This window comes from Rheinheimera sp. SA_1, from assembly GCF_001669775.1.
In the GTDB taxonomy this organism is placed as follows: domain Bacteria; phylum Pseudomonadota; class Gammaproteobacteria; order Enterobacterales; family Alteromonadaceae; genus Pararheinheimera.
In genome coordinates, this window is sequence record NZ_LXWK01000017.1 from 443,219 (window position 1) to 457,658 (window position 14,440).

The 14,440-nt window shown below is 49.0% G+C and carries 12 protein-coding genes and 1 tRNA gene; 9 read left to right on the forward strand and 4 right to left on the reverse strand.

Translation table 11 applies throughout. From position 1 onward, the window contains the following. The first annotated feature begins 44 nt into the window (after positions 1 to 44). Genes A5320_RS17520 through A5320_RS17545 form a run of 6 tightly spaced genes read left to right on the forward strand, consistent with a single transcriptional unit; the run spans position 45 to position 5,450 of the window. Positions 45 to 1,091 carry a hypothetical protein gene (locus A5320_RS17520; RefSeq protein ID WP_068067928.1) on the forward strand — a complete coding sequence of 349 codons (1,047 nt, stop codon included), beginning with the start codon at positions 45 to 47 and terminating at the stop codon, positions 1,089 to 1,091. Positions 1,092 to 1,104: 13 nt separating this feature from the next. Further along, a complete protein-coding gene (locus A5320_RS17525) occupies positions 1,105 to 1,677 on the forward strand; it encodes a D-sedoheptulose-7-phosphate isomerase (protein WP_068067937.1) in 573 nt (190 codons plus the stop codon). Beyond that, positions 1,674 to 3,119: a bifunctional D-glycero-beta-D-manno-heptose-7-phosphate kinase/D-glycero-beta-D-manno-heptose 1-phosphate adenylyltransferase HldE gene (gene hldE / locus A5320_RS17530; protein WP_197490163.1), complete on the forward strand. Its 1,446-nt coding sequence runs from the start codon at positions 1,674 to 1,676 to the stop codon at positions 3,117 to 3,119. Before A5320_RS17525 ends, hldE begins: the two co-directional genes overlap by 4 nt. A 6-nt stretch (positions 3,120 to 3,125) precedes the next feature. Then, positions 3,126 to 4,235: a glycosyltransferase family 9 protein gene (locus A5320_RS17535; RefSeq protein ID WP_231916765.1), complete on the forward strand. Its 1,110-nt coding sequence runs from the start codon at positions 3,126 to 3,128 to the stop codon at positions 4,233 to 4,235. Continuing rightward, positions 4,235 to 4,873 (forward strand): D-glycero-beta-D-manno-heptose 1,7-bisphosphate 7-phosphatase, encoded by a 639-nt coding sequence (gene gmhB, locus A5320_RS17540; RefSeq protein WP_231916773.1) that lies wholly within the window; start codon positions 4,235 to 4,237, stop codon positions 4,871 to 4,873. Before A5320_RS17535 ends, gmhB begins: the two co-directional genes overlap by 1 nt. A 55-nt stretch (positions 4,874 to 4,928) precedes the next feature. Continuing rightward, positions 4,929 to 5,450: a DUF1569 domain-containing protein gene (locus A5320_RS17545; RefSeq protein WP_068067943.1), complete on the forward strand. Its 522-nt coding sequence runs from the start codon at positions 4,929 to 4,931 to the stop codon at positions 5,448 to 5,450. A gap of 7 nt (positions 5,451 to 5,457) precedes the next feature. On the opposite strand, the gene A5320_RS17550 is transcribed toward A5320_RS17545, so the two are convergent. From A5320_RS17550 to A5320_RS17560, 3 genes are all read right to left on the reverse strand, one after another. Then, positions 5,458 to 6,180, reverse strand: a complete 723-nt coding sequence (locus A5320_RS17550; RefSeq protein ID WP_068067950.1) for an outer membrane protein OmpK — start codon at positions 6,178 to 6,180, stop codon at positions 5,458 to 5,460. 90 nt (positions 6,181 to 6,270) lie between these two features. Continuing rightward, positions 6,271 to 6,954, reverse strand: a complete 684-nt coding sequence (locus tag A5320_RS17555) for a DUF599 domain-containing protein (RefSeq protein WP_068067953.1) — start codon at positions 6,952 to 6,954, stop codon at positions 6,271 to 6,273. A gap of 45 nt (positions 6,955 to 6,999) precedes the next feature. Further along, positions 7,000 to 8,889 (reverse strand): ATP-binding protein, encoded by a 1,890-nt coding sequence (locus A5320_RS17560; RefSeq protein WP_068067957.1) that lies wholly within the window; start codon positions 8,887 to 8,889, stop codon positions 7,000 to 7,002. 133 nt (positions 8,890 to 9,022) lie between these two features. Between A5320_RS17560 and pyrC the strand changes: the two genes are divergently transcribed. The 3 genes from pyrC (at position 9,023) to A5320_RS17575 (ending at position 12,563) form a co-directional block, all read left to right on the forward strand. Beyond that, on the forward strand, positions 9,023 to 10,057 hold the full coding sequence (pyrC, locus tag A5320_RS17565; RefSeq protein WP_068068207.1) for a dihydroorotase: 1,035 nt from the start codon (positions 9,023 to 9,025) through the stop codon (positions 10,055 to 10,057). A gap of 185 nt (positions 10,058 to 10,242) precedes the next feature. Continuing rightward, positions 10,243 to 12,372 (forward strand): tetratricopeptide repeat protein, encoded by a 2,130-nt coding sequence (locus A5320_RS17570; RefSeq protein ID WP_157605984.1) that lies wholly within the window; start codon positions 10,243 to 10,245, stop codon positions 12,370 to 12,372. A gap of 114 nt (positions 12,373 to 12,486) precedes the next feature. Further along, positions 12,487 to 12,563: transfer RNA gene (locus A5320_RS17575), tRNA-Arg, on the forward strand. Between the two features lie 991 nt (positions 12,564 to 13,554). Here A5320_RS17575 and A5320_RS17580 read toward each other — a convergent pair. Continuing rightward, positions 13,555 to 14,385: a macro domain-containing protein gene (locus tag A5320_RS17580; RefSeq protein WP_157605987.1), complete on the reverse strand. Its 831-nt coding sequence runs from the start codon at positions 14,383 to 14,385 to the stop codon at positions 13,555 to 13,557. Positions 14,386 to 14,440: the final 55 nt, after the last annotated feature.

Genomic DNA, 14,440 nt, shown 5'->3' on the forward strand with positions numbered 1-14,440 from the left:
CCATTTGATATACTGCCGCCACCTGCTGTTACAAGTGCGATCCTATGACCCAATCGAATGCCAAAGTTCTGATGATCCCGGTTTCCAGCCCGCAAGGCATCGGTGAATATATGCGCTCATTAATTATTGCGCAGGCGCTGCAAGCCAAATGGCCGTCGCTCGACATCCAGTTTGTGCTAAATAAACACGCGCCTTCAGCTGCCAGCTGCCCTTTTCCCACGCATTTATTAAACAATTCCGCCACCAAAGAAAAAGCGGCAGTGAACCAGTTACTACAACAGCTCAAACCAGATCTGGTCATTTTCGACTGCTCCGGCCGCGCATCGCAGGCCAGACAAGCGAAAAAACTGGGCGCAAAAGTGGTGTTTGTCAGTCAGCATCAGAAAAAACGCGCCAAAGGATTTGCCCTTGGCCGGTTACCGGCGCTGGATGCCCACTGGATCACCCAGTTTAAGTTTGTTGACGGTGATTTATCGCCGTTGGAACGGTTTAAACTCAGGCTCTTTAAAAAAGATGCGCCGATCTTTACTGGTCCAGTGTTTAGTACACCAGCGCCTGAATTGCCTGTTGAATTCGCTGCACTGACCGGTAAAAACTACAGCGTCTGGGCTGCAGGTGGTGGTGGTCATCAGGTGCAGGGCAAAAGTGCCACTGAAGAATTTTATCTGGCGGCGCTTGAAGTTGCGACGCCTGAACAACCGGCGCTACTGGTAGCCGGCGCCAATTTTACCCAACAACTGCCATCCACTGACACAGTAACAGTCGTTAAATCACTGCCCAATGTGCAATTGATGACGTTATTGAATCAAGCCGCGTTGGTGGTTTCCGGCGGCGGCGATATGATGGGCCAGGCGATTGTGCTTGGCAAAAATATTGTGGCGGTGCCGGTGGCGAAAGATCAGCCAGACCGCGTACTGGCCTGCGCCGCGCAAGGCTTGATTTACCCTGCTACTTTAGCCAAATCCGATATAGTGGCACAATGCCACAAAGCACTGCGTACGCCATTGGTGGCGCAATATCCAGCTGAGCCCGGCTTGCAAATTGTGCTGGCCGACATCGCGCGATTGCTGGCTTTGCCAACAGCGTTTTAAAGGAAACAAATTGATGAATCAAACTGCCAGTTTTTTTGCCGCCCTTGAGCGCCACCGCGCGGTGTTTGCCGCTGTTGAACAATATGCTGAACAATCGCAACAATTGCTGGATGCGGTCCTGAATTGTCTGAAAGCCGGTGGCAAAGTGGTATGGATGGGCAACGGCGGCTCAGCAGCCGACAGCCAGCATTTAGCGGCTGAATTTATGGTGCGCTACAAAGCCGAACGTGGCCCGCTGGCATCCATTGCCCTGACCACCGACACTTCAATTTTAACCGCTCATGCCAATGACTATCATTTTGACACGGTATTTTCCCGTCAGGTGCAAGGGTTAGTGCGCCAGCAAGACGTGGTGATTGGCCTGACCACATCCGGCAAAAGCCCGAATATCAACCTGGCATTACAAGCCGCCAACGAGATTGGCGCATTTACCGTGGCGCTGACCGGTCGTGATGGCGGCTTGGTGAAAGACATCGCCAAGTTACCTATTATTGTCAATTTCGATGAAACCGCGCGTATTCAGGAAGTGCATATGTTTATTGGCCATTGGTTATGTGAAGCGCTGGATCTGGAAATCACCGCATGATTGATATCACCAAATTAAATCAGCTAAATAATGCCCGGGTGCTGGTGGTCGGCGATGTGATGCTGGACCGCTATTATCAGGGCGACACCCAACGGATTTCGCCGGAAGCACCGGTGCCGGTGGTGAAAATCAGCAAAATTGAAGACAAAGCAGGTGGCGCGGCCAACGTGGCGCGTAATATTGCCCATCTCGATGCCAAAGTGGGTTTGCTGGGGTTGATTGGTGATGATGCCGAAGGTGACAGCCTGACCACCATTTTGGGACAGGACGGTATTTATTCAGCATTATTGAAACAAGCAGAGTTACCTACCATCGCCAAAATGCGGGTGATTTCACGCCATCAACAAGTGGTGCGGCTGGATGTGGAGCAAAACTTTAGTCTGGCGCACAGCGAAGCTTTAGCCGACAAAGTAGAAGCTTTGCTGCCGGACTACGATTTTGTGCTGGTCAGCGACTACAACAAAGGTTCGCTCGCTACGGTTGGCCGGATCATTCAAAGTGCTAAAGCCGCCGGTAAATATGTGTTGGTCGACCCTAAACAAGCCGATTTAAGCGTATATCGCGGCGCTGATATTCTGACGCCAAACTTATCCGAATTCCGTTTAGCCGGTGGCGACACCAGTAACGATGAAGCGATGTTCAGCTCTGCCCGCGCTATGCTCACGCGCTGTGGGATTGCGGCCATGCTATTAACCCGCTCTGAGCACGGCATGACGTTGATCACCCAAAGCGAGCAGCACCATTTTCCGGCACAAGTGCTGGAAGTCAGTGATGTGACCGGCGCTGGTGATACCGTGATCGCCACTTTAGCCGTGATGTTAGGCGCCGGCATGGCACTGCCACAAGCGGTCGAAATGGCCAATTTAGCTGCCGGTATTGTCGTTGGTAAACTGGGCGCCGCCACCGTATCTCCGGCTGAACTGGCCAGCAAACTGAATAAACACTTGTTTTCGCAAGGCGATGTCTACCAGACTCCTTTTGATAAAGTGCTGCAGCATATTGAATTTGCCAAACAAAATGGCGAGCGTATCGTTTTCACCAATGGCTGTTTTGATATTTTACACGCTGGCCACGTGCGTTATCTGGCGCAGGCCAAGGCGCTCGGCGACCGTTTAGTGGTTGGCCTGAACAGCGACGCTTCGATTAAACGCCTCAAAGGCGAAACCCGGCCGGTCAATCCGCTGAATGAACGCGCCATTGTGCTGGCAAGTCTCGCCAGCGTCGATTGGGTACTGCCATTTGGTGACAACGCTGACGAGCAAGACACACCGTTGCAGTTGATCCTGAAAGTAAAACCGGACGTGCTGGTCAAAGGTGGCGATTACAGCATCGACACCATTGTGGGTGCTAGCGAAGTGCTGGCCGCCGGCGGTGAAGTAAAAGTGCTGCAGTTTGTTGATGGCTGTTCCACCAGCGCCATTATCAAAAAAATTCAGGGATAACGGATTTTGACCGAAGCTTTCATGACCGCTGTTTCACCTTCGATTTCGCAGCCACTACAGTCGATTTGTATTTTACGGCTGTCCGCCATCGGTGATGTTTGCCATGCGGTCGCAGCGGTGCAAGCTATCCAGCGGCATTATCCGTTGGCTCAAATCACCTGGATTGTCGGCAAAGTCGAAGCGATGTTACTGAAAGACCTGCCCGGCGTGGAGCTGGTGGTGTTTGATAAAAAGCTCGGTTTTAAAGCATACGCCGACTTAAAACAAAAACTGCAGGGTCGCCAGTTTGACGTGCTGCTGCATATGCAAGTGGCGCTGCGGGCCAATCTGGCGTCCCTGGTGATCAATGCCAAACGCAAAATTGGTTTTGATTGGTCACGCGCCAAAGAGCTGCATGCGCTGTTTATGCCTGAACGGATAGCGCCGCAGGCAACGCCGCACGTGCTGGATGGTTTTGCCGGTTTTGCCCGGCATTTGGGCGTACCGTTTTTGCTGGAGTCGACAGATAAACCACAGTGGCAGATGCCGCTTAGCCAATCCGATGTCGATTTCGCCACCGCGCAATTACAGCCATTTCGCGATCAAGGCACCAGTAGGTTTTTAGTGATTTGCCCGGCCGCTTCCAAAGCCGAACGCAACTGGTTGCCGATGCGTTATGCCGCGATCGCCGATTATGCCGCGAATTTAGGCTTTGTGGTGTTACTCTGTGGTGGCCCAACGGCAATGGAATATCAGCTGCGTGATGACATTTTGCAGCAAACTCAAAGCAATGTCGTTGATTTGGTTGGTAAAACTACGCTGAAACAATTGCTGGCGCTGTTACAACAAGCGTCGGTGGTGATTGCACCCGACACCGGCCCTGCCCATATGGCAGTGACGGTCGGCACACCGGTAATTGGCCTGTACGCCCACAGCAATCCGGATCGCACCGGACCTTATTTGTACCGGCAATATGTGGTCGAGGTCTATCATGACGAGTTATTGCGTCAGACCGGCAAAACGGCAGCGCAGCAGAAATTTGGCAAGCGGGTGAAAGGAAGTCACTTAATGGAACAAATCAAAGTGGAAGCGGTGAAAACCATGCTGGATACAGTGATAACACAGGAAAAGTTGTGATGACAATGGACATCAAAGAGGTGCGCGATATGGATAATGCGCAACCTGACACTGTTAGTACGCCAATAGCTTCGGCGGCAAAAGAGCCCCTACGCAAAGCGGCCTTTCTCGACCGTGACGGCGTGATTAATATCGATCACGGTTATTTACATCAGCCGGAACAGTTCGATTTTATCGACGGAGTGTTTGATGCCTGTCGCCATCTACAAAACCTCGGTTATTTGCTGATCGTGGTCACCAACCAATCCGGCATCGCCCGTGGTTATTACACTGAACATCAGTTCGCGTTGCTGACTAGCTGGATGAAACAACAATTTGCCGCCCATGGGGTGAAAATTGATGGCGTGTATTATTGCCCGCATCATCTGGAAAAAGGCCAAAACCCTTACAATATCGATTGTGATTGCCGTAAACCACGTCCGGGAATGTTCAATCAGGCGATCCGCGAATACGGTATTGACCCTTCGCAAAGCCTGATGCTCGGCGACAAAGCCGCAGATATGCAAGCCGCCGCTGCCGCCGGTGTGGCGCGAAAAGTGCTGGTGTTATCCGGTCAGGCACTGAGTGATGAAGATAAACAACAAGCCGACGAAGTCTGGGCTTCAGTGCACACTGCACTGACGGCGGTACAAAGTTAAGACCAAAACTGAAAGCAATTTATTGTTTTAGTTTGAATTTTTAAAGGAAATCGCCATGCAGCGCAGAACATTTTTAATCGGCAGTACTGTGCTGATCGCGGCGACCGGGCTGGGTCTGAGCGCAGGTAAGTCGCTCCATACTTATGATTTGACAGCTTTATTACAGCAACTGCTGTCGTTTCGCGGCAAAGACATCAAACACAGCGGTGCCTGGTCGGCAAGCGTTGTATTTCAACACTGCGCCCAAAGTATTGCCGGTTCACTCGATGGTTATCCACAGCAGAAATCGCCGTTGTTTCAGCAGAGTGTTGGCAAGTTGGCACTGAGTACGTTTCAGGCCGCTGGTGCCATGCGCCACTCATTGGCAGAACCTATTCCGGGCATGGCGGCGCTTGACCCGCAACAGCCAACACCGCAGGCCCTGGAATTGCTAATTAGTCAATTACAACGTTTTTTGCAAAGCCCGGAAGAAGCGCTGCAACCACATTTTGCCTACGGCAAGCTCAGTAAAATTGATTATCAGGCCGCCCACTGGCTGCATATCAGCCAGCATTTGTCTGAACTAACCACTGCGTAAATTTAATCTAAAACAACCACTTCAGCAAAAAGTTCACATTCACTTCGTTGCTTTTGACCGCTGCACTGTTGGGGATATGGTATTTATTGCGCCACAAACTGATCTCAGTTCCGAGATACACTTGATCCTGCACACCCAGCCAATGCTGGATTGGGAATTTTAGCTGCGAAGTGAAATTCACACTGGTGGCTTTTTCGCCGTGGGCGCTGCTGTAATCAATAAATCCGTCGTACAACACCGCTTGCGCGCCGAATTGCAGCGGCAAGGCCCAAGCTAACGTTGCCTGATAATTGTTGGCGCCAATGTCATTTTGGCGTCGGTATAAATTCAACTGGGTGAATTTCATTCCCGGAATGGCTAAATCCAACCCAACGCCATACAGAAAATTGGTGAAGCGCTCGCCTTGTTCAATGGTGCTGGCGAGCAACACATCTTTTAGCAAACCACCCGCAAGCTGCCATGAGGTATTTTTACCCAGACTAAAACGAGGTGACCATTCACCATAAGACAAATGATCTTTTCGGCTGCTGACGCTGTGATCGATAAACAAAAAACTGTCGCCCCAACTGGTATTGGCGGCGTGTTCCAGCGTCAGCACATGGCGTTTGGGGTCGCCAATCCGATATTCGGTACCATACAGATATGTCAGGCTGGCTTGTTGCCAATTGATGGCGGCATGACTGTTGAAACAACAGCCTGCCAATAAAGACCACAGAATCGTCGTTTTCATCGGGGATCACCTAGCAGTGAGCAGAAACTCAGTGTGGCTGATGCATGCCAATAGCGCGAATCTGTCTGCGGAAAAAACCTGCTTTTTAACTCAGACTTCCTGTAATGCTTTCAGTGCCTTGGAGTGAAACTCACGGTGTTTCATTACCAAGAGCACGATGACGGTGGCTAACATAAACAGCCAAACGTTGATAAACCACGCCAATGCCGCCAGTGAAAAATAGATCGCGCGCAAGCCGTAGTTAAAGGAGTGCGCTGCTTGATCAATCACTTTGGCGGCGCGGTTGGCATACAGTTGCAGTTCGTCTTCCGGCAAATTATGGCCTTCAGGTGCAGCACCAATCAGCACCCCACCAAAGCCATACTGGCGCAACGACCAGGTAAACTGAAAAAAAGTGAAAACGTAAATCAAACCTAAAAACAGTAACTTAAACTGCATCAAGCCGTCGACTTGATCAAGCCACGGCATCACTTGCATCAGCACCTGAGCGATTTTATCGCTGGAGGCGATGGCGGTTAGTAAACCAGCGAGGATCAGCATCGAACTGGAGGCGAAAAAACTGACGTTACGCTCCAGCGTGGAAATCAGCGCCACATCGGCCATTTTATTATCGCGGGTCAACATTTGCCGCATCCAGTCGGTACGCTTGCGACGCAGCTCAAATGACAAACAACTGACAGTGCGCGCTTTGCGTTTGGCGAACAAGGTATAACCCACCCAAAGCGCAATAAACCACAGCACCGCCACCACATCTATCCACGGAAATTCTTGCATCACTCGGGTTGACTCCATGCTACTGAATAAATTCGGTTCTGCCGGCTATTGCACCGGTAAATCAATATAAAAACAAGCACCTGTTGGTGAATTTGGCTGATAGCCAATTTCGCCGCCCATTCGTGCCATCAGCTCTTTGCTGATCGCAAGACCAAGACCAGTGCCACTAAGCCGCCGCGTGGTGGAACTGTCAGCCTGCGAGAATTTTTGAAACAAGCGTGATACAAAATCAGCGGGCACACCGGGGCCGCGATCAGTCACCGACACCCGCACTTTCAGAGCAATCAACCGCACTTCAATCAGCACCAGGCCTTGATCGGGCGAAAAACGAATAGCATTGGCTAACAAATTGGCAAACACCTGCTGCAGACGATTTTCATCCACCAGCACCTGTACTTCGTCGGTCAGATCGGACTGGATTTTAAGCTGCACACCTGTCTGTTGTGCCAGTGGCAGGTTCCGGTTTTTCGCTTGCAATACCAGCGGCATGATATCGAGCTGCTGCATGTAGAGCTGCATTTTGCCGGCGGCCAGTTTTTCAATATCCAGAATATCGTTAATTAACAACGATAGTTGCTGACCATTTTGCTGAGCGATATCCAAAAGTTGCTGCTGTGCCGGCGCCACATTTCCCACGACACCAGCGGCCAGTAACCCCAAAGCACCATTAATTGCGGTCAACGGGGTGCGTAGTTCATGACTAACGGTGGACACAAACTCTTCCTTTAACTGCTCAATCCGTTTGCGCTCGGTAATATCGCGGATCAGAAACACGGTCAGGCCTTGTTGCTGATGATCGATATAGGTTTGATTAAGTTCAATTAAAATGGATTGCCCGCTGTGGTGCAATGCGGTCAGTTCCAGCGTGGCGTCCTGCGGTATTAATTTCGGCGCTTCGACAAACAGTTGTTGATAGTTTTTACCGCGTAACTGCTCCTGCTGGTAACCAAACAAGGTCAGCGCTGCCGGGTTGACCTGCTCAATGTGCCCGGTTTTATTCACCACCACGATGGCGTCGGCCACGCTGTTGAGCACAGTGCGAAAATAAGCATCACTTTGTTGCCAGGCATCGGCGGTTTGCGCCAGACGGCGGTTGGCGATAAACACTGACAACACCAACAACCACAACAGCAGACAAACGCCCCAACAAATCAATCGGATCGGCCAACTTTGCAGCAGAATATGCGACTCAAGTGCGACTACAGCTAACTGCCAGCGTGAATCTGCCACTTTTAAATCTAACAAGATGGCATCGTTTTGAAAGACCGTTACCTCGCCGACCAGCATTTCGGTCAAGTCCTGAGGACCAAAGCGGCGCATCGCCACCTGCACATCCAACTCACTGGCCTGGTTGAATAAAACCTTCCAAATCGACTGAATATCCAGCACGGTGCTGACGATCCCCCAATAGCGATCATCGGGCAAAAACACTGGAATACGATGGACAAAGCCAATTCCACCCTGCACTAAATTCAGTGGCCCGGCCATTTGTGGGGTACGGTTTTGGATCACTTTGGCGATTTCCGGCCATTGGTCGGTCAGATCCGGATAATAAGTTCCCAAAGCTTTTTCATTACCAAGTAGCGGATAAACATACGAAATACGGTTATCGGGGGCAATCGACATATTACGGATATGCCGGCCTTGTTGCACCAGATTCGGCAACAGTATTTCAAATTCACTGTCGCGCACCTGGCCATTTGATGCTCTGATATAAGCCGCCAGGCCAAAACTCAAATTAAGCGGTACATTCAATTCTGATTCGATTAATGCCCGCAGCTGACTGGCCGACGACACCACCTGGCGCATATTCAGGTTGTGTTGCCGTTCCCGCTCCTGAAACACCAGATATTCGGTGATGCCCGCCAGACTGAAAAACAGTAAAACCAGCACCGTCCATTGCCAGCGAAACAGAGGTCTGGATTGTACTTTCATGCAGTTTCCTGGTGCTGGAGAGATGACCGCAGGCCAATGCGCTGCGACAAGCTGCTAAACAGGCTTGCAGGTTAATGATACACTTAGCCGGATTTTCCGGCAGATTAAATTTAGCAAGCGCGAGGAGCTTTTTGTGACCACACTGACCATCCAAACCCCTGACGACTGGCACTTACATTTTCGTGACGGCGATATGCTCAAAGAAACCGTTGCCGCCACCGCCCGCTGCTTCCACCGCGCTGTTGTGATGCCAAATTTAGTACCACCAATTACCACAGGCGAACTGGCGAAAAGTTATCGCGAACGTATTCTCGCCGCCCGCCCGGCAGGCAGCAATTTCCAGCCGATCATGACCATTTATCTGACCGACCAAACCACACCGCAAGACATCGCTGACGCTAAAGCCGCCGGTGTATTAGCCGCCAAAATGTATCCGGCCGGTGCCACCACCAATTCACACTCAGGCGTGTCGAGCTTAAGCAGCCTGTATCCGGTGTTAGAAGCCTTGCAACAACACAATATGTTATTGCTGGTGCACGGCGAAGTGACCGAAGCGCATGTCGACATTTTCGACCGCGAAAAAGTGTTTATCGAAGAGCACTTGTCGCAAATTGTCGCAAACTTCCCGGAACTGAAAGTGGTGCTGGAACACATCACAACGGCAGACGCAGTGGAATTTGTCAGCAATAGCTCGGCTAAAGTAGCGGCAACTATCACGCCGCAACATTTATTGCTGAACCGCAACGATATGCTGGTAGGCGGCATTCGTGTGCATAACTACTGCTTGCCGGTTTTAAAACGCAGCACCCACCAGCAAGCGCTGCGGGCAGCTGTGAAAAGCGGCAACCCGAAGTTTTTCTTAGGCACTGATTCTGCGCCACACGCCAAACACCGCAAAGAAACCGCCTGCGGCTGCGCCGGTTGTTACAGCGCCTGGAGCGCGATTGAGTTGTACGCGCAAGTGTTTGAAGAGCTGGACGCGCTGGATAAATTCGAAGCCTTCGCCAGCCACTATGGCGCCGACTTCTACGGTTTACCGCGCAACAGCGGCACCATCACGCTGGTGAAAGAACAATGGCAAGTGCCAGACGAAATCACCCTGCCGGATGGCTTGCCGATAGTGCCGTTTTTTGCCGGACAAACGTTGAGCTGGAAGTTAAAAGACTAAAGCTTCAAACAGCCTCAGGCTCCGGCGCGTTGAACGCAAGCATCACCTGCTGCAACTCGCCGGAGCATAAAATAGCGAGCCCGCCCGGGCTCCTGTATTGTTAAAACGACGGCTTCACCGCTGACTGGCAACTGCCGGTTTCGCAGCTATACTGCAAAAATCTGCTCTTTTCCTGAATCTCTATCGTGAAAATACTCAGCTACGGATTGCTGGCATTATGGTGCAGCGCCGCAGTTGCCATGCCAGAACCTGAATTTAATCAATTGCGTCAGACAGTCTTTGCGGCCGCCAGGCAAGACTATCAGAGTGGCGTCAATCTGATTGATGACATTTTGCAACAACACCGGCTGCAACTGACGCTGGAACAGCAGATCCGCCTGCTTTATAGCAAAGCTGACTACAGTCACAGTATGAATCAAACCAATAATGCTATTGCCATACTGGCACAGGCAAAAGCGTTGAGTCTCGAATCAAGAGATCCGGCCATTTTGTATAGCTACCATAATATTCTGGCCGACATCTTCTCGAGCCTGGGGTTGTATCAACCTGCGATGCAACACTACCGGCAAGCGCTTGAGAAATCTCAGTTTTTAAACAATATTCATTACACCCGGCAAACCGAAAACAATCTGGCGTTGATCCTGATCAAACAACGCCAATTCGCTGAAGCCAGACGTTACCTGGAAAAATTTTATCAACACGGTGTGAACACTGATGATCCGTCGGTAAAAGCGATTGCGCTGAACAATCTCGGCGAAATAGCATTGGCAGAAGGCAATATCGGCACTGCACGGCAGCTGCACCAACAAGCACTGGCGATGCGGCTTGAACATAAAGTGACAACTCAGTATTCCTGGTCTTATCTAAATCTGGCCAAAGTAGCCAAAGCAGAACAACAATGGCCCAAAGTCATTGATTTCGCGCGGCAATGCCTGGAATTACGTGCTGGCAAACTGGATCTGGAGCTCATTGAGCCCGGTTTACTTTTGGCCGAAGCACTCGCTAGTACCGGTTTGATCGACGAAGCCCAACAACAACTAAAACAAAGTCTGACCATTGCTATCCAGCGCCAACAGGCTGAATGGCAACTTCTCGCCTGGCAACTGCAGGTAGAATTCTATCGCGAGCAACAGCCGGAACTGGCCCTGCAGGCGATGCAACAGGCGCTAACAGCCCAGCAAAAATTAGCCGAACAACGGTATAACTTGTCGATTGCGCAAAGTGCGGCCGAATTTGGTTTGCTAAGCAGAGATGCCGAATTACAACAAAGCCGGCGGCAGCACGAATTGACGCAACTGGCGGCGACAGCGCAACAACAAAGGTTATGGCTGGCGATTGGCGCTGCGCTGTTGATCTTAGCGCTGACGTTATTTTTTGTGCTGAACATTCGCCGGAAGAACCTGGCGCTGGAACAAAGTCTGAACCATTTACAACGCACCCGTAAGCAGTTGGTTGAAGCAGAAAAAATGGCTTCCCTGACCAGTCTGGTGTCGGGAATGGCGCATCAGCTAAATACGCCATTAGGAATTGTGCTCACGGCCGTCAGTGGCTGTGACGAACAATTGCAGCGACTGCAACAGAAGTTTGAAGCCAAAACCCTGTCAGCCACCGATCTACAGCAAGGTTTAGCCGAAAACCGCGACATGCTGCAACTGGCCGAGCGCAATACCAATAGAGCAGCCGAGCTGGTGCAACGGTTTAAACAAATTTCCGCCCAGTATGAACAGGCCGAACCCGAGCCGCTGGCGCTGCAGTCATACCTCAGTGATTTGATGCAAGGCTTGCTGCTCAGTTTCAACCCGGCAACACCGGTACAATTGCAACTGAACGGCCCGGATGTGACGATCATCAGTTATCCGGCGCAGCTGAATAAAGTGCTGACGGCGCTCACCGAAAACGCTTTACACCACGGACTGACTGACCTGCCTCAGCCGCAAATCAGCCTGAGTTGGCAGCTGCGTGAAGCGGCAAACACCGCAGAGAATAAAGTCGTGCTGCAATTTTCCGACAATGGCGATGGCATCCCGCCGGAGCTGGTCGCCAAAGTCTTCGACCCTTTCTTTAGCACCAAACTCGGCCAGGGCTGCCTGGGTCTTGGCCTGAATATCGTCTTTAATACCCTGCAAAACCTACAGGGCCAGATAGAACTGGCACAAGCCGAATCCGTTCCTGCCAACCAATCGCCAGCAAACCCCGCGAAAGCAAATCTAGAGAGGGCAATCAAAACGCAAGCTGGTTGCAGCTTTGTGATCACCCTGCCTCTGGACATCCGCCACAGCCGCAAACCACAAACCACCGCTGCGGTCGTAGGTTAATCCACCCAGCCAACGAAACTGCTCAAATTTTGACTCATCAATCACGAAACTACGCAAAGCCAGATTTTGCGGCTGGACAACCACCCCAAGGCACAATACAATGCCCACCGTCGCGCACGCATAGCTCAGCTGGATAGAGCGCTGCCCTCCGGAGGCAGAGGTCTCAGGTTCGAATCCTGATGTGTGCGCCATATAAATCAACCACTTAGAGGAAACTCAAGTGGTTTTTTTATGCCTGTCACTTTCTCCATGTAGCACCTATGTAGCAGATTTATAGCAGTTGCTCGCTGAAAACACTGTTCTGGTGCGCGAAAATAAATTTCTAGTGATTATCCGGTGATGTAACTTTTGATCTCAAGCCCCAATATTGGGACGCAATTGTTTTACAGATAAACGATTCAATTTTAACTTTTACTGCATGGGAAGTTGTAGGTTTCGGAGCAGCCATGCTATTGGTCAATAGCGTGCCGGTAGTTTCTGATTTCTCACTGCAGTAGTAATTTTGGGTTAGTGCGCATATTGTTAGCAATTGTATTTGACTGGATTTTTTTGTATCTATTACCACCACAAAGTAACTTAATAAGTGAATTGTAGAAATTAATACCGACCCCACCAGAGAATTGCGAGTGTCGAGATTAATTTTTCCAGTTACATAAAATTATCAAGTTTATGACAATCCCTGATGCGTAAAGTGTGTTTATTACCCATACTCATTTGTTGAATAATAGTTGTTTGATACATCGAATTGTAAAAGCACGTCAAAACCGGTTCCTTTTTAAACGAAGTATATGGCTCGTTTCGGTCTACCGTCGATGTGAGCTTTTAATGCCTGAGGCCAATAATATTAGCATCATAAATGAGCTATATTCAGGACAGGAAAACATTAATTTCACCTTGAATTAGACTAAAGAATAAAAAATTTCAAAAGCACCAGCGAGTACTAATTTTTCAATTTAAGTCAGCATTAAAAAACCGTATACAATTTTTGAATTGCACACTAGCTTCGCCTTAAAAATTAATGTTTAATAAATAGTTCAACTATCTATATTTATTAAAACATAATATCTCACAAGTTTAAAATTAAATTCACTTGCACAAACATATTAATGATTAATTTAATATAAAAATCTTGCAAGTCAAATACTTCACAAGTATAAAATACACATCTTCTATTTATAAAAACTATATCCATTGTCTTTGTATATTTTCTAAATCTATTTCCTCAAACCTTGATTCGTGTAAAACCAAATCAATTTCCTTGCATATTTGACGCCTCTTAGTTTCGTCAATGATATATAGTATTATAAATTGTAGCAATTGGGTAGAAGGCAAACCGACACCTGATAGTCCGCTACCAATTAGTGGAATATTTAGTTTCTCTCCTCCAGTACTATTTCTAGAACGCTCGAAAAGGCCATTCATAGCATTGATCATTGTTAAAAGATCTGAGCTTGCTTTGAAAGTCTGTAGATTTGTATTACTTAAAGCGAAAAGCAAAAAATTGTGTCCATTTGCTACGATTTTAGCTGTGGTGCCGATCGGGTATTTTTTTATCTTCCCTCTCTTTCCTTGCACTGATTCAAAAGGAATGTTCAGAAGGTCATTTGTAACGGCTCGATCAAAAGACTCCGGATGACCACCAAAAAATTGTTTTATGACCATTCCATGCAATGAATTTTCTGAAACTGGCTCACCTAGCTCGCTGTCGAAATACTCATTGACGGATATAGCTTTATAGCCATGTTGCTTAAAAATATCTCCATAATAGATATTAATTATCGTATCAGTGGCGTTTATTTTTATAGTTACTCGTCTAGGCTGATGAACTCGGATAATGCCAATTATCACACTAATCACGATGAAAATAAGATGTGTGATGAAACACTGTAAATTCCAACTGGGGTAGAAAAATGCGATAGACTCTGTAATTGTCCAAAGAGCACTATAGCACAGAAATATTGACGCAAAGAATCGCCAATAATGGCGCTTTAATCCAAGCAGTATCGATTTCAAATTTAACACCATGATCTATTAATTTCGGGCAGTAGTGGCAGTAAAAGCAACAAAA